At 72.1% G+C, this 14,542-nt stretch carries 15 protein-coding genes; 6 read left to right on the top strand and 9 right to left on the bottom strand.

Going from position 1 to position 14,542, the window contains the following annotated elements; translation table 11 throughout:
* The first annotated feature begins 183 nt into the window (after nucleotides 1-183).
* Complete coding sequence (locus AIIKEEIJ_RS17920) at nucleotides 184-600, top strand: DUF7144 family membrane protein (protein ID WP_029544516.1); 417 nt, start codon at nucleotides 184-186, stop codon at nucleotides 598-600.
* On the opposite strand, the gene AIIKEEIJ_RS17915 is transcribed toward AIIKEEIJ_RS17920, so the two are convergent.
* From AIIKEEIJ_RS17915 to AIIKEEIJ_RS17890, 6 genes are read right to left on the bottom strand one after another with little or no spacing between them, the layout of a single operon-like run.
* The gene (locus AIIKEEIJ_RS17915; protein WP_065922421.1) at nucleotides 601-2,103 is read right to left on the bottom strand and encodes an AMP-dependent synthetase/ligase; all 1,503 of its coding nucleotides are present in this window, start codon (nucleotides 2,101-2,103) and stop codon (nucleotides 601-603) included.
* On the bottom strand, nucleotides 2,096-2,881 hold the full coding sequence (locus tag AIIKEEIJ_RS34065; protein WP_050035440.1) for an IclR family transcriptional regulator: 786 nt from the start codon (nucleotides 2,879-2,881) through the stop codon (nucleotides 2,096-2,098). The genes AIIKEEIJ_RS17915 and AIIKEEIJ_RS34065 overlap by 8 nt, the downstream gene beginning before the upstream one ends.
* Nucleotides 2,882-2,915: 34 nt before the next feature.
* Nucleotides 2,916-4,115 (bottom strand): cytochrome P450, encoded by a 1,200-nt coding sequence (locus AIIKEEIJ_RS17905; RefSeq protein WP_239010457.1) that lies wholly within the window; start codon nucleotides 4,113-4,115, stop codon nucleotides 2,916-2,918.
* A 25-nt stretch (nucleotides 4,116-4,140) separates the two neighbouring features.
* Complete coding sequence (locus AIIKEEIJ_RS17900) at nucleotides 4,141-5,118, bottom strand: PDR/VanB family oxidoreductase (protein WP_102799085.1); 978 nt, start codon at nucleotides 5,116-5,118, stop codon at nucleotides 4,141-4,143.
* Nucleotides 5,119-5,128: 10 nt separating this feature from the next.
* Nucleotides 5,129-5,347 (bottom strand): hypothetical protein, encoded by a 219-nt coding sequence (locus tag AIIKEEIJ_RS17895; RefSeq protein ID WP_006940590.1) that lies wholly within the window; start codon nucleotides 5,345-5,347, stop codon nucleotides 5,129-5,131.
* Between the two features lie 3 nt (nucleotides 5,348-5,350).
* Nucleotides 5,351-6,412 (bottom strand): Rieske 2Fe-2S domain-containing protein, encoded by a 1,062-nt coding sequence (locus tag AIIKEEIJ_RS17890; RefSeq protein WP_161996277.1) that lies wholly within the window; start codon nucleotides 6,410-6,412, stop codon nucleotides 5,351-5,353.
* Nucleotides 6,413-6,630: 218 nt separating this feature from the next.
* Between AIIKEEIJ_RS17890 and AIIKEEIJ_RS17885 the strand changes: the two genes are divergently transcribed.
* On the top strand, nucleotides 6,631-7,992 hold the full coding sequence (locus AIIKEEIJ_RS17885; protein WP_065922423.1) for an MFS transporter: 1,362 nt from the start codon (nucleotides 6,631-6,633) through the stop codon (nucleotides 7,990-7,992).
* A 44-nt stretch (nucleotides 7,993-8,036) separates the two neighbouring features.
* Nucleotides 8,037-9,314: a LuxR C-terminal-related transcriptional regulator gene (locus AIIKEEIJ_RS17880; RefSeq protein ID WP_161996276.1), complete on the top strand. Its 1,278-nt coding sequence runs from the start codon at nucleotides 8,037-8,039 to the stop codon at nucleotides 9,312-9,314.
* Here the strand turns inward: AIIKEEIJ_RS17880 and AIIKEEIJ_RS17875 are convergent.
* Both AIIKEEIJ_RS17875 and AIIKEEIJ_RS17870 read right to left on the bottom strand, forming a co-directional pair.
* Entirely contained in the window at nucleotides 9,298-9,846 is a 549-nt protein-coding gene (locus tag AIIKEEIJ_RS17875) for a gluconokinase (RefSeq protein WP_006940581.1), read from the bottom strand. The genes AIIKEEIJ_RS17880 and AIIKEEIJ_RS17875 overlap by 17 nt on opposite strands.
* 52 nt (nucleotides 9,847-9,898) lie before the next feature.
* The gene (locus AIIKEEIJ_RS17870) at nucleotides 9,899-10,213 is read right to left on the bottom strand and encodes a WhiB family transcriptional regulator (RefSeq protein WP_065922424.1); all 315 of its coding nucleotides are present in this window, start codon (nucleotides 10,211-10,213) and stop codon (nucleotides 9,899-9,901) included.
* A gap of 264 nt (nucleotides 10,214-10,477) precedes the next feature.
* Between AIIKEEIJ_RS17870 and AIIKEEIJ_RS17865 the strand changes: the two genes are divergently transcribed.
* From AIIKEEIJ_RS17865 to AIIKEEIJ_RS17855, 3 genes are all read left to right on the top strand, one after another.
* Complete coding sequence (locus AIIKEEIJ_RS17865) at nucleotides 10,478-11,563, top strand: S-(hydroxymethyl)mycothiol dehydrogenase (RefSeq protein ID WP_006940578.1); 1,086 nt, start codon at nucleotides 10,478-10,480, stop codon at nucleotides 11,561-11,563.
* Nucleotides 11,560-12,186: an MBL fold metallo-hydrolase gene (locus AIIKEEIJ_RS17860; RefSeq protein ID WP_029544506.1), complete on the top strand. Its 627-nt coding sequence runs from the start codon at nucleotides 11,560-11,562 to the stop codon at nucleotides 12,184-12,186. The genes AIIKEEIJ_RS17865 and AIIKEEIJ_RS17860 overlap by 4 nt, the downstream gene beginning before the upstream one ends.
* A gap of 61 nt (nucleotides 12,187-12,247) precedes the next feature.
* Nucleotides 12,248-13,276 carry a CobW family GTP-binding protein gene (locus AIIKEEIJ_RS17855; protein ID WP_044476173.1) on the top strand — a complete coding sequence of 343 codons (1,029 nt, stop codon included), beginning with the start codon at nucleotides 12,248-12,250 and terminating at the stop codon, nucleotides 13,274-13,276.
* Between the two features lie 24 nt (nucleotides 13,277-13,300).
* Here the strand turns inward: AIIKEEIJ_RS17855 and AIIKEEIJ_RS17850 are convergent.
* On the bottom strand, nucleotides 13,301-14,542 hold a 1,242-nt coding region (locus AIIKEEIJ_RS17850; RefSeq protein WP_161996275.1), incomplete at its 5' end, for a DEAD/DEAH box helicase.

The raw sequence follows: 14,542 nt of genomic DNA, 5'->3' as shown, positions 1-14,542 counted from the left end.
GCGGGTGCCACGGCCGGTGCAGGTTCGACGGCCGGCACAGGTTCGACGGCTGGTGCAGGTGCCACGGCCGGTGCCGGTTCCACGGCAGCGGCGGGTGCGTCCGCGCGCCACGGTGGTGGTGCCCACGAGGCCGGCGGCCCCGCCGCGGTCCGCCACGACAGTGGACCTGCAACGGGGTCCGGCCTGAAGCAGGGCTTCGCCGCGGGCACGTCGATCGCGGCCGGCATCCTGCTCGCGACGGTCGGCGTCCTGCAGGTTCTGCAGGGCATCGCCGCGATCGCCAAGGACGACATCATCGTGGTCGGCCAGGAGTACACCTTCTCCTGGAGCGTCTCGGCGTGGGGCTGGGTGCATCTGATCCTGGGCATCCTCGTGGCCGTGATCGGTCTCGCTCTCGTCACGGGAGCCACGTGGGCGCGCGTCGCCGCGATCGTCATCGCGGCGCTGTCGATCATCGCGAACTTCCTGTGGTTGCCCTACTACCCGGGATGGTCGCTCGCGATCATCGCGATCGACGTGGTGGTGATCTGGGCGGTGTCCACCTGGGACGCCGATCGCACCTGGGACGCCGGTCGCACCGAGCCGGGCTACCGCCCCTGATCAACCCTCGTACAGCCGGCGCACCACCTCGGCGCAGCGCGCGAGCACCCGCTCCCGCAGCGGGCGTCCGTGCGCGTCGACCTCCGTGGGCGGCAGCGGTGCGGGCAGCACGGTGAACCGGCGGATGCGTTCCCAGCGGCCGAGCTCCGCATTGAGCCGGGCGACGGCGGCCGCGGCCTCGGCCGGGGGGATCGCCCGGCCCGAGGTGGGGACCACCAGTCCTACGCAGTAGGGGCGGTGCTCGCCCACCACGACGAGGTCCGCGCCGGGCAACAGTGCCCGGAACCGGCGTGCGACGGCGACCGGCGCGACGTACTTGCCGGTGGAGGTCTTGAACACCTCCTTCTTGCGGGCGCGCAGGGTGACGAAACCGTCGTCGTCGACGACGGCGCGATCGCCGGTGTGGAACCACCCGTCGCGGTCGAGGACCGCGGCGGTGCGCTCGGCGTCGTCGTGGTATCCGGACATGACGGCGGGGCTGCGGACGAGCAGTTCCCCGTCGGCGGCGATGCGCACCTGCGTGCCGGGCAGCGGCCGGCCCATGGAACCGAGGCGCCGGCTGTCCGGGCGGTTGACGCAGCACGGACCCGCGGTCTCGGTGAGGCCGTATCCCTCGAGTGCCGGCACGCCGGCCCCTTCGAACCACTCGGCCAGCGGACGGTCGAGCCGCGCCGAGCCGGAGATCACGAACCGCAACCGGCCCAGATCCGCGGCACCGGACTCCACGCCGGCGCGGATCTTGCCCAGCACGTGGGGAACGGACCCGAGGAATGTCGGCCGGACCTCGCCGAGGCGCTGCACGACCCGATCGGCACGGCCGTCGACGATCGTCGGCACGCCCAGGTGCACGCCCACGAACAGCAGCGCACGTCCGAAGACGTGGGAGAGCGGCAGCCACAGCAGTTGCAGGTCCGAGGGCGTGAGCATGCCCAGGCGGGCCATGGCCCGGGCCTCGTAGGTGACGGCGGCGTGCGGCAGGCACGCGCCCTTGGCGGTGCCGTCGGAGGCGGAGGTGTAGATCAGGGTGGCCAGGTGGTCGGGCGTCACGCCCGCGATGCGGGCCGCGACCGCTCCGGGATCGGCGGCCAGGAGCCGTCGGCCCTCGGCCTCGAGTTCGCCGAGCCGGTCCAGGTGCAGCACCGGCGCGGTGGGCAGCGGCCGGTCGGTGAAGGTCAGCACGCTGCCCGAGTGCCGGAGCAGTGCCACCACCTCTGTCGGCGGGGTGGCGGGATAGACCGGCACGGTGACCGCCCCGGCGCACACGATCGCGAGGTCGGCGAGGATCCACTCGTAGCTGGTGGCGGCGCAGACGGCGACGTGCGCGCCCGGGCGAATTCCACGGCCGATCAACCCGGCGGCGAGGGCGGTGACCCGGCCGGCCACCTCGGTCCACGACACGCTCGTCCAGTCGTCGCCGCTGGGGTGCCGGAATGCCTCCGCGTAGGGCGTGCGGGCCACCCTGTCGAGCAGCAGCCGCGGCACGGTGCGGGCCGGTTCACCCATCGCTGCTCGTCAATCCGCCGGGCCGCAGGGAGCGGCCGATCGCGCGGGCCGCGGTGCGGACCAGTTGGGACAGTGCGGTGACCTGCGCGGTGTCCGCGGCGGCGACGATCGACAGCGCCGCGATCGCGACGCCGGGCCGCTCGAAGATCGGTGCGGCCACGGAGACCGCCTCCATCGTCACCTGCCGGTCGCTCACCGCGATCTCGGAGCGGCGTACCTCGGCCAGGACCCGGCGCAGCTCGGCGGGGGAGGTGAGGGTGCGTTCGGTGAACCGCTCCAGCGGCCGGGCCAGCACCTCCTCCTGAACGGAGCGCGGTGCGAACGCGAGCAGCACGAGTCCCAGGCCGGACGCGTGGATGGGAAAGGGGCTGCCGACCCGGGTGAGGGTCTTCACCGCCCGCTGACCGCGCAGGCGTTCGACGAACACCACTTCGGTCCCCTCACGCACACCGAGCTGCACGTTCTCCTGGGTGATCTGCGACAGGTCCTCCATCACGGGCAGCGCCAGCTCACGCAGCAGCGTGCCGCGCGGCGCGAGCGCCGCGACCTGCCACAGCCGGAGGCCGATGCTGAATCGGCCGGACGAGTCGCGTTCCAGCGCGCCCCACTCGGTGAGATCCCCGGCGAGCCGGTGCACCGTGGTGAGCGGCAGGCCGGTGCGCCGGGAAATCTCGCTCAGGGTCAGGTTGGGTTGCTCGCGCGTGAACGCCTCCAGGAGGGTGAGCGCGCGTACCGTGACGGAACCGGTGGCCGGGCGGGCGGCGCCGGTGGGGGTCACGGTGTGCTCACCCCTTCCTCGGGAACTGCTCCGGTCAGGCCGGTTCGACTCTGAGCGGAATGCTAGCCCAGCCCTTGAGCGTGTTGTTCGGTTGCGGCACCGGATCCCCGGCCGGTTCGATCCGCCGGATCCGCTGTGCCAGCGCGGTGAGCAGCACCTCGGCCTCGAGCCGCGCGATCGGCTGACCGACGCACTGGTGGATGCCCATGCCGAACGCGACGTGTCCGCCGGCGGAGCGGTGGATGTCGACGATGTGCGCATCGGGTCCCCATCGCCGTTCGTCGCGGTTGGCGGCGCCGAGGAACAGCAGGACCTTGCGGCCCTCGCCGATGGGGACGCCGGCCACCTCGGTGTCGGTGGAGGTGGTGCGGAAGAAGGTCTGCACGGGCGATTCCCAGCGCAGCGCCTCGTCGAATGCGAACTTCGAAAGCGCCGGCCGGGCGTGCAGCGCCTGCCACTGCCCGGGGAACCGCGTCATGGCGTAGACGGTGTTGGCGATGCCGTGAACGGTGGTGTCCACGCCGGCGGTGAGCAGGGATCGAACGAGCATAGGCGCCTGTTCGGCGGTGATGTCACCACGGTCGGCGGCCGCCCAGATCTGCGCGCCGAACCCGCCCGGCGCGAGATTCTCCCGCCGGCACGACTCCGCGACCCACTCCTGCGTCGGCCCGGACGCGGCGAGTGCCTTCTCCACGCGGTCGTTGCGGGGCCCGAAGGCGTTGAACGCCATGGCGCCGTACGGCAACAGATGCTCGCGGCCGTCCTCCCGGATCCCCACCGCGTCCGGGAACACCCGCAGGGGGAACACCTCGGCGAGATCGGTGACGGCGTCGAACTCACCGCGGGCCACGAGCGCGTCGGCCAGGGCGTCGGCCTCGGCCTCGAACCCGGCGCGTAGCGCGCGCACGGTGCGCGGCGAGACGACGGCCCCCATGGCCGCCCGCACCACCGTGTGGTCCGGCGGGTCGGCCTCGAGCAGCAGGCTCGGGGTACGCCACGGCGTCTCGTGGGCGAAGTCGGCGAGGCCGACCCCTCGTCCGGAGACGAAGGTGCGCCAGTCGGTGAGGCAGGCGTGGACCTCCTCGAACCTGCCCGTCGCGTACACGTCGTATCGGGGCAGGTACACCACCGGTCCGGCGGCGCGCAGCCGGGCGTGGAACTCGTACGGGTCGGCCAGGACGGCGTCGTCGAACGGGTCGTCGTCGAGGGTGGGCGGGTGCATTGCGACGGTCACGGCGGTCACCTCGGGATTCGGGCAGTCAGAGTTCGAGAACCAGGCGGGGGCAGGCGGCGCGGGACACGCAGATCAGCATGGTGTCGTGCGCGGCCTGTTCTTCGGGGGTCAGCAGGGAGTCCCGGTGGTCCACCGTGCCGGCGAGCACGGTGGTCTCGCAGGTGCCGCAGGTACCTTCGCGGCAGGACGAGAGCACCTGCACACCCGCGGCGGCGACGGCGTCCAGGACGCTCTCGTCGGGCGCGACGGTGACGGTGGTACCGCTCAGGGCCAGCTCCACCTCGAAGCCGTCCGAGCGCACCGGAGCGGACTGTTCCTTCGCGGCGAACCGTTCGATCCGCAGCGACCCGGCGGGCCGGTCGGCGCAGGCGGTGGTGACGGCGTCGAGCAGCCCGGCGGGGCCGCAGCAGTAGACGAGGGTGCCGGGACGCGGGTCCCCGAGCAGCGACGGCAGATCGAGCGGGCCCCGTTCGTCCTGCGGCACGAGGGTGACCCGGCCCGGGTAGCGGGTGACGAGGTCGTCGGCGAACGCCATCGAGGCGCGGCGGCGGCCGCCGTAGACGAGGGACCAGTCGGCGCCGGCCGCCTCGGCCGCGGCGATCATCGGCACTATCGGGGTGATCCCGATCCCGCCGGCGAGGAAGAGGTAGCGCGGCGCCGGGGCGAGGTCGAAGTTGTTGCGGGGTCCGTGAACGCGGACGCGGTCACCGACGGCGAGTTTGTCGTGCACGTACTGCGAGCCGCCGCGGCCGTCGGCCTCGCGCAGGACGGCGATGCGCCACGTCCCGGTGTCGGCCGGGTCGCCGCACAGCGAGTACTGACGGACGAGGTCCTCGTCGAGCACGAGATCGATGTGCGCGCCGGGACTCCACGGCGGCAGGGGCCCGCCGTCCGGGTGCCGCAGGCGCAACGCGACGACGCCGTCCGCGGGTTCCGTCCGCTCGACGATTTCGAGGTCGGTGCCGAATTCGTTTGCCGGGGAGTTGTTTTCCGGAAATGTCATGGTCGGGTCCTTACGCGTGAGCGACTTCGCGGGTCGGTTCGGGCGGCCGGGGGAGGGCGTCGGCGTGGCCGACGGGATGAGCGAGCAGCCAGTCCCACAGCGTGACGGGATCCTCGGCGACGTGCCGGGCACCGCAATGGCACGTTCCCTCGAGGCGGTCGGAGCCGGGCAGCCACACGACGCGCATCACGTTGGGCCCGCGCAGCATCCGGTTCGGTTGCGAGGACATCGGTTACCTCGTCTCGGCGAGGGTGCCGCCCGCCGTCATCGCCTGCAGGATCCGCCGCGCGGCCAGAGCGCCGGCGTCGATGTTGATGCTCAGTTCCTGGTACCCCTCTGGTTCGGTGGCGAGCACCTGTTCGAGCCGGTCGAGCGCGACGACGTCCTGCAGCACGACGGTGCGGTTGTTCTCGCGCAGGAACTCGGTGACCTTCTCGTCCTCGAGCGCAAAATCCCTTGCCACCGACCAGAAATCGTGAGTGGAGTGTTCGGTCTCCGGGGTGATCGCGTAGACCACCTCGACGTGGAACGCGTCGCTGTCGGGTCCGGTCTCGGGCGGCAGCACGCCGACGGGCGCGATCCGGCTGTGCAGCAGGTACAGGCACGGCGGGTGGTACTCGATGTCCTGCCACCGGGTGATGCGGCCCTCGAGGCCGGTCGATTCGGCGTAGAAGGGCGGGCATTCCGCGTCGGCGATGTGCCGGGAGACGTAGACGATCCCGGCCTCGTCGTCGACCTCGGTGGTGATGGGGGTCTCGGCCACCTCGGGGGTGCCGATGTAGCCGCCGTGCAGGTACGTCTCGTGGGAGAGGTCCATCAGGTTGTCGACGAGCAGGCTGTAGCGCGCCCGCAGCGGCTCCATGCCCGAGGCCACGGCGTAGCCGGGCGCGTCGAGCCACGGCGCCCGGGGGATGCGGGTCGGATCGGGCCCGGCCGGACGGTCCGGGTCGGCGATCCAGATCCACACGAACGAGTCCTGCTCGACCACCGGGTACGACTTCAGTCGCGCGGTGCGGGGCACCCGCTTCTGGCCCGGCACGGCCACGCAGCCGCCGTCGGACCCGTAGGTGAAGCCGTGGTAGCCGCATACGACCGTGTCGCCCGCGAGGCGGCTCGGCGCCTGCGAGAGCGGGAAGCGGCGGTGCACGCACCGGTCCGACATTGCGGTGACCTCACCGGATTCGGTGCGCCAGAACAGGATCGGCTCGTCGCAGATGGTCCGGGCGAACAGTTCCCGGTCGATCTCGCGGCCGTAGGCGGCCACATACCACTGGTTCCGGGCGATCTTCGTCATGGTTGTCTCGTCTCCACGGGGATGGTTCCGGTCCGAGCGACCGGCGGATGCCTCCACCGTGACGGGCGGCACGTGACGGGCGCCACCCGACTTCCGGATGGCGGAAAGTCGGGCGGCGCCCTTCCGGTATCCGGAAGGAGGGTGGATTCGTTGTGATCCGATCCATCACGCTCCTCGCAGGTGACTCGCCTCACATCCTTCGAACAGGGGCCCGATACATGGCAATCGATCTACGTGAACGCATCGACACCAGCCCGATGACGCGCTTCCAATGGGGCGCGGTGGCGATCTGCGTGCTGCTCAACGTCCTCGACGGCTTCGACGTGCTCGTCATGGCCTTCACCGCCCAGTCGGTGTCCCAGGAGTGGGGCCTGTCCGGTTCGGCGCTCGGCCTGCTGCTCAGCGCAGGCCTGTTCGGCATGGCCGCGGGCTCGCTGTTCCTCGCGCCGTGGGCCGACACGATCGGCCGCCGCGGCATGATCCTGCTCTGCCTGGGGATCGCGTCGATCGGCATGCTTGCCTCCGCGGTCAGCCAGAGCGCCCTGCAGCTGGGGCTGCTGCGCGCCCTCACCGGCGTCGGCATCGGGGGAATCCTCGCCAGCAGCAACGTCATCGCCAGCGAGTACGCCTCCAACCGGTGGCGCGCGCTGGCGGTGAGCCTGAACTCCACCGGCTACGCCGTCGGCGCCACCGTCGGCGGCATCATCGCCGTCGTGCTGCAGAACTCCTACGGATGGCGATCCGTCTTCCTGTTCGGCGGCGTCTGCACCGCGGTGATCATCCCGGTCGTGTACCTCCGCCTGCCCGAATCCCTCGACTTCCTGCTCGCCCGGCGGCCCGCCCACGCCCTCGCCCGCATCAACGCGTTCGCGGTCCGCGCCGGGCACCAGCCGCTCGCCGCGCTGCCCGCGCCGCGACAGGCCGACGATTCCGGGCCGCGGTCCGGCGTCAGGGTCGGCAGCCTCCTCGCACCGCGGCAGCGTCGCTCGACGCTGCTCGTCTGGGCCGCGTTCTTCCTGACCATGTTCGCCTTCTACTTCGTGACGAGCTGGACGCCGAAGCTGCTCGTCGAAGCGGGCCTGTCGGCCGACCAGGGCATCACCGGGGGCGTGCTGCTGAACCTCGGCGGCATCTTCGGCGCAACGCTGCTCGGCGCGCTGTCCGCGCGATTCGCGCTGAAGCGGGTCCTGGCGTCGTACATGGTGATCGCCGGCGCTCTGCTCGTGGTCTTCGTCCCCGCCACCGTCGCGGTGGTCGTCGCGTTCGCCCTCGGCGCCCTCATCGGCGTGTTCGTCAACGGGTGCATCGCGGGCCTGTACGCGATCACGCCCTCGGTGTATGCGCCGTCGGTGCGGGCGACCGGCGTCGGCTGGGGCATCGGCGTCGGCCGGCTCGGGGCCATCGCCTCGCCGATCGTCGCCGGTGCGCTGCTCGACCTGCACTGGTCGCCCACCCAGCTCTACCTGCTCGTCGCCGGCGCCCTCGTGCTCGCCGCCGTCGCCGTGGGACGGCTGCGGTTCGAGGCGCACACCGCCGACGCCCGGTCCGCCGACACACCCGCCTCGGTGGCCACACACTGATCGGCGGGGCCGGTCGCCGGGCCGCGCGCGCTATCGTGACCGGAGTGAACACCCCGATCCCGGCCCCCGACACGCTGATCACGAATCTGCGGGACGTACTGGTCGGGCCGCTCACCGAGATCGGCCAGCGCTTCTCGGCGCTGCTCACCGACCTGGTCCCGCACACCGCCCTGGTGATCTTCACGCGGGAATGCACCGGCCGGCCCCGCAAGGTGGCCGGCGACCCGGCGATCGTCGACCGCGTGACCATCGCCGAACTCGACCGCGTCCGAAGCGAACTCGCGACCGGGCAGATCCGTCGCGGCCCGGCCCGGATCGCGGGCCGGGACCGCGACGTGTGGGCGATCCTCGACGCCACCGACACGCTGCTCGTGCTCGTCCCGGGCGGTGCCCGCACCGGCTCGATTCCCCTCGAGCTGGTCCGGGCCCTGTTCGCCGTGGTGGCCACCGGCATCCAGCTGCAGGTCCGCAACGCCAGCCCGGCGTACCTCGCCGAATCCCGCGCCGCCTCCTCCGAACGCGCACGGACCGTTGCCGAGCTCACCGAGGCCCATGCGATGACGCTCGAGTCGATCCTCGCGACGCTGCGGTCGAGGGACCTCGACGACACCCGGGCCCGCATCACCGCACGCGAAACCGCCACCAATGCCCTCATCGGGCTGCGCTCGGCCGTCGACCGGCACCGCGAACTCGCCGAGGAGGCGGTGACCACCGCCTTCGCTAGGCTGCACGGTGAACTGCGCGGTCTGCTCCGGCACCGCGAGGTGGTCCTCGAGATGGTCGCCCCGCCGGTGGACGGGCGGGCGCTGCCGGGCGAGGTCGCGCATGCGGCCCGGGCCCTCGCCCGCGGCGCGGTCCTCGCGATGTCCGCGCAGGCGAACCTCGGCCGCGTCCGGGTCGCCTGGAACTGCGACGGAACCGACCTGCTGATCGACATCCGGGACGACGGTGACGGCGAGGCCGACGCCGCCGACCTCGCGCGGCAGCTACGGGACCGGGCCGAAACCCTCGGCGGCACCGTGGAGGCCGAGTCCACGCCCGGCTGGGGCTGCCGGGTCGCGGCCCGGCTACCGCTCGACATGCCCGCACCCGTGGCCGGCAGCCCCGCACTCGAGGCGCTGGCGGCCCTCGCGCCACGCGAGGTGGAGGTGCTCGAGCACCTCGTCGCGGGCCGGCGGAACCGGGTGATCGCCGAGCGGCTCGGTGTCAGCGAGTCGACGGTCAAGTTCCACGTGGCCTCGGTGCTCCGCAAGCTCGGGGTGAGCACCCGCGGCGAGGCGGCCGCGCTCGGCGCCGAGGCGGGGATCAAGGCCGCGGGCTGACGTCCGTCCCGCGCGTCCACTCGGCCGCCCGCGCCACGATCTCGGCGGCGACGTCGGCGGGCTCGGCGTCGATGCCGACGACGATCGCCGCCTCGTCGGGTTCGAGCGGCTCGAACGTGTCGAACTGCGAGTCCAGCAGGTCGGCCGGCATGTAGTGGCCGCGCCGCGTGCGGAGCCGTTCCCGGATCTGCTCGCGCGTGCCCGCCAGGTGCACGAAGACCACGTTCTCGCCGGCGAGGTCGTCCCGGTAGCGGCGGCGCAGCGCCGAGCACGTCACCACCCCCGGCCTGCCCCGGCCGGTGTGGTCCCGGATCCACGCGCCGACTGCCGCGAGCCACGGCGCCCGGTCCGCGTCGCTGAGCGGCCGGCCGGCGGCCATCTTCTCCACGTTGGCACGCGGATGCAGGTCGTCGCCCTCGAGCAGGTCCCATCCGGTGGCCTCGGCGACGAGTGCCGCGACGGTCGATTTGCCGGAGCCGGACACCCCCATGACGACGAGAATCGGCGGGCCGGGGTGGCCGGGTGAGTCCATTCGTGCCTCCCTGGTCGGCGCCTGCGCCGCGTCGCGGCGCAGGCGGGTCGCGTCAGCGCCCCAGCATGCCCCACCGGGCCGACCGATCCACGGCGGCGCGGCGCGAGCGGCGCTCGGACTCCGACATGCCACCCCAGATGCCGTACGGCTCACCGACTTCCAGTGCGTGGGTGCGGCAGCGCTCGAGAACCGGACACCGGGCGCAGACGAGCTTGGCACGGTACTCGCGCAGTTCGCGTGCGCGGCCACGTTCCCCCTCGGGATGGAAGAAGGCCGACGACTCGTGGCCCCGGCACGCCGCGTGCAGCTGCCAGTCCCAGCTTTCGCTGCGGGGGTGGGGGAGGGTCACCGTGTTGGCGATCGACATTGCACTCCTCGGGCCTGCGAGGGGTCGCCTCGCCTGGACGCTGCGCCCTGTGAGGGCGGTCATACCGAAGCTTAGTCGGACTTCCGTACTCGATCAACGAAACTTCGGCATTTCGGGGTCGAAAGTGGGGGACTGGTCTTTCGGTCAGGTCGATCCACTCCTTCGATCAGGTACCGGGGTGCCGCGCCGCCGATAGCGTGTGCGCATACCGCGATACGTCGCCGACGTCGCGCGAGCACCGCACGAGAAGAAGGAGACACCGTCATGCCACAGCAGGTCCGGGGCGTCGTCGCCCGCGCGAAGGGCGCTCCCGTCGAGGTCGTGCCGATCGTCATCCCCGACCCGGGGCCGGGAGAGGTCGTCGTTGCGATCGCCGCGTGCGGCGTGTGCCACACCGACCTGCACTACCGGGAGGGCGGCATCAACGACGAGTTCCCGTTCCTGCTCGGGCACGAGGCCGCCGGTGTCGTCGAGTCCGTCGGTGCGGGCGTCGACTCGGTCGCCGTCGGGGACTTCGTCGTCCTCAACTGGCGGGCCGTGTGCGGGCAGTGCCGCGCCTGCAAGCGCGGCCGCCCGCAGTACTGCTTCGACACCCACAACGCCACGCAGAAGATGACCCTCGAGGACGGCACCGAGCTGACCCCGGCCCTGGGCATCGGCGCGTTCGCCGACAAGACCCTCGTGCACGCAGGGCAGTGCACCAAGGTCGACCCCAGCGCCGACCCGGCCGTCGTCGGCCTGCTCGGCTGCGGGGTGATGGCCGGCCTCGGTGCCGCGGTGAACACCGGCGGGGTGACCCGCGGCGACTCCGTCGCGGTGATCGGCTGCGGCGGCGTGGGCGACGCCGCGATCATGGGCGCCCGCCTCGCCGGCGCCAACAAGATCATCGCGGTCGACCGGGACCCGAGGAAGCTCGAGTGGGCCACCGACCTCGGGGCTACCCACACCATCAACGGGGCCGAGGTCGATGCGGTCGAGGCGATCCAGGAGCTGACCGGCGGCTTCGGCGCCGACGTGGTCATCGACGCGGTCGGCCGCCCGGAGACGTGGAAGCAGGCGTTCTACGCCCGCGACCTGGCCGGCACCGTCGTCCTCGTCGGGGTGCCCACCCCGGAGATGACCCTCGAGATGCCGCTGATCGACTTCTTCTCCCGCGGCGGGTCCCTCAAGTCGTCCTGGTACGGCGACTGCCTGCCCGAGCGGGACTTCCCCATGCTCGTCGACCTCTACCAGCAGGGCCGGCTGCCGCTCGAGAAGTTCGTCACCGAGCGCATCGCCCTCGACCAGGTGGAGAAGGCGTTCGAGACCATGCACCGCGGCGAGGTGCTGCGCTCGGTGGTGGTCCTGTGACTCTGCGTATCGATCGGGTCGTCACCCACGGCACCTTCGCCCTCGACGGCGGCGAGTGGGAGGTCGACAACAACATCTGGCTCGTCGGCGACGACGACGAGGTGGTCGTGATCGATGCCGCGCACACCGCGCAGCCGATCATCGACGCCGTCGGTGGCCGGAAGGTGGTGGCGATCGTGTGCACGCACGGGCACAACGACCACGTCACCGTCGCCCCCGAGCTGGCCGACAAGCTCGACGCCCCGATCCTGCTCAACCCCGCCGACGACGTGCTGTGGGAGATGACCCACCCCGGTGTCGCGCACCGGCCGCTCGCGGACGGGGATCGGATCACGGTGGCGGGCACCGACATCCAGGTCATCCACACCCCCGGGCACTCGCCCGGCTCGACGTGCCTGTACCTGCCGGAGGCGGGCGAGCTGTTCACCGGCGACACCCTGTTCTCCGGCGGTCCCGGTGCGACGGGACGCTCGTACTCGGACTTCCCGACCATCATCGGCTCGATCCGCGACAAGCTGTTCGCCCTGCCCGCCGAGACGAAGGTGCACACCGGTCACGGCGACGGCACGACGATCGGCACCGAGTCCCCGCATCTCGAGGAATGGATCCGCCGGGGCAACTGACGAGGCCCGTGGTGCGTCCCGTCCCGGACCGGCCGGCGGGACGCACCGCTAGGCTCGCCTCATGGCGAACAAGCGGATCCCCGTGGTGATCGTCGCAGGATTCCTGGGCTCCGGGAAGACCACCCTGCTCAATCACCTGCTGCGCAACAACCGCGGCGCGCGAATCGGCGTGATCGTCAACGACTTCGGCTCGGTCAACATCGACTCGATGATGGTCGCCGGGCAGGTCGACTCCATGGTCTCGCTGAGCAACGGCTGCCTGTGCTGCGCCGTCGACGTCGCCGACATGGACGCGATGCTCGACCGGCTCGCGCACCGTACCTCCGGCATCGACGTCATCGTCGTCGAAGCCAGCGGACTCGCCGAGCCGCGCAACATGATCCGGCTCGTCGTCGGCTCGGGCAACGAATACGTGGGTTACGGCGGTCTCGTCCTCGTCGTCGATGCCGCCGAGTTCGGCACCGTCCGGGACCGGCATCCCGAACTCGATCAGCACGTCGCGCTCGCGGACCTCGTGCTGCTCAACAAGACCGACCGCATCGACGGCGACGCCCACGACGAGTTGCTCGAACTGCTGTGCCGCCTCAACGACCGCGCCGCGATCGTGTCCACCGTGCACGGGCGCATCGACCCGGCGTTGCTGTTCGACATCCCCGAACGCCCCGAGCCGCAACCCGGCGAACAACTCAGCCTCGACCGGTTGCTGTACGAGGAACACGACGAGGACGGCGACCACACGCACCTGCACGACGGCTACGAAGCCGTCGACTTCGAGTCCCCCGTCCCGCTGCACCCGCGTGCCCTCGTCGACTTCCTCGAGGACCAGCCGGCCGGGGTGTTCCGCATCAAGGGGTACGTCCACGTCGTCGCCGGGGGACGCACGCGCACCTACCTGCTGCACACCGTCGGCGACCACATCCGCTTCGACCCCGTCCGGCGCACGGGCGACGTCCCTGCCACCACCCGGCTCGTCGTGATCGGCGCCGATCTGGACCCCGAGGCGGTACGCGCCCGGCTCGCCGAATGTGTCCCGACCGAACCGGTGCCGGCAGACGCGATGCTGGCCGTGCACCGGTTCACCCCGCGCTGAGCGGGTCCGGAAGCGGGGACCTACCTACCGTGCGGCGGTCGCCGACGTGTGATTCGGGCGACGCCGGCGCCCCCCGGCCTGGCCGGCGCGTTCCTGCCGGGCCGCCGGCTGCTCCTGCCGCGACGCGCCCTGCTGCCGGGCGGCCCCGCCGCCGTGCTGCCGGGCGGCCCCGCCGCCGTGCTGCCGGGCGCCGCGCTGAGCGGCCCCGCTGCCGCTGCGCCGGGCCGGCCGTCGCGATCCACCGCCGGACGGGGCCGGTGCGGCCTGCTTGACCGACGGGCTCACGTGCGGGGCGATCTCGCCGACCAGGTCCAGCACGTGCTCCGACTTCGCCGTCACCCGCACCGGAGTGACCTTGATCGCGGCCTTGCGCATGATGACGGCCAGATCCTTGCGCTGCTCGGGCAGCACCACGGTCACGACGTCGCCGGTGCTCCCGGCGCGGGCCGTACGGCCCGAACGGTGCAGGTACGCCTTGTGCTCGGCCGGCGGGTCGACGTGCACCACCAGTTCCACGTCGTCGACGTGGACGCCGCGGGCCGCGACGTCGGTGGCCACGAGCACACGCGCCTCACCGGAGGAGAACGCCGCGAGGTTGCGGTCGCGCGCGTTCTGCGACAGGTTGCCGTGCAGATCGACCGCCGGGATGCCGGACTCGGTGAGCTGACGGGCGAGCTTGCGGGCCTGATGCTTGGTGCGCATGAACAGGATTCGCCGGCCCGTACCGGACGCCAGGGTCCGCACGAGGTCCTTCTTCGTGTCGGCGTTGTCGACGTCGAACACGTGATGGGTCATCGCCGCCACCGGGGAGTGCGCCTCGTCGACCGAGTGCAGCACCTCGTTGCGCAGGAACCGCTTGACGAGCTTGTCGACGCCGTTGTCCAGCGTGGCCGAGAACAGCAGGCGCTGACCGTCCTTGGGGGTCGCGTTCATGATGCGCGTCACGCCGGGCAGGAAGCCGAGATCGGCCATGTGGTCCGCCTCGTCGAGCACGGTGATCTCCACCGCGTCGAGCGTGACGAACTTCTGCCGCATCAGGTCCTCGAGGCGGCCCGGGCAGGCGATCACGATGTCCACGCCGCGGCGCAGCGCGTCGACCTGCCGGTTCTGCGACACTCCGCCGAAGATGGTGGTCACCCGCAGCCCGGCGACCCGCGCGAGGGGCTCGACGACCGCGGCGATCTGCGTGGCCAGCTCGCGGGTGGGAGCCAGCACCAGCCCACGCGGGCGGCCGGCCTCGCGGGTGGCGCGGCCGGCCAGGCGCGC

This window comes from Rhodococcus sp. YH1 (genome assembly GCF_009939605.1).
GTDB classification, from domain to species: Bacteria; Actinomycetota; Actinomycetes; order Mycobacteriales; family Mycobacteriaceae; genus Rhodococcus; species Rhodococcus aetherivorans.
The sequence above is the reverse complement of the archived record's forward strand: the minus strand, read 5'-3'. Positions and strand labels throughout refer to the sequence as shown.

Excerpts from the sequence above, each read along its gene's own strand:
- AIIKEEIJ_RS17915 (WP_065922421.1), bottom strand. The coding sequence starts at position 2,103 with ATGGGTGAACCGGCCCGCACCGTGCCGCGGCTGCTGCTCGACAGGGTG.
- AIIKEEIJ_RS17900 (WP_102799085.1), bottom strand. The coding sequence starts at position 5,118 with ATGACATTTCCGGAAAACAACTCCCCGGCAAACGAATTCGGCACCGAC.
- AIIKEEIJ_RS17895 (WP_006940590.1), bottom strand. The coding sequence starts at position 5,347 with ATGTCCTCGCAACCGAACCGGATGCTGCGCGGGCCCAACGTGATGCGC.
- AIIKEEIJ_RS17890 (WP_161996277.1), bottom strand. The coding sequence starts at position 6,412 with ATGACGAAGATCGCCCGGAACCAGTGGTATGTGGCCGCCTACGGCCGC.
- AIIKEEIJ_RS17885 (WP_065922423.1), top strand. The coding sequence starts at position 6,631 with ATGGCAATCGATCTACGTGAACGCATCGACACCAGCCCGATGACGCGC.
- AIIKEEIJ_RS17875 (WP_006940581.1), bottom strand. The coding sequence starts at position 9,846 with ATGGACTCACCCGGCCACCCCGGCCCGCCGATTCTCGTCGTCATGGGG.
- AIIKEEIJ_RS17870 (WP_065922424.1), bottom strand. The coding sequence starts at position 10,213 with ATGTCGATCGCCAACACGGTGACCCTCCCCCACCCCCGCAGCGAAAGC.
- AIIKEEIJ_RS17865 (WP_006940578.1), top strand. The coding sequence starts at position 10,478 with ATGCCACAGCAGGTCCGGGGCGTCGTCGCCCGCGCGAAGGGCGCTCCC.
- AIIKEEIJ_RS17855 (WP_044476173.1), top strand. The coding sequence starts at position 12,248 with ATGGCGAACAAGCGGATCCCCGTGGTGATCGTCGCAGGATTCCTGGGC.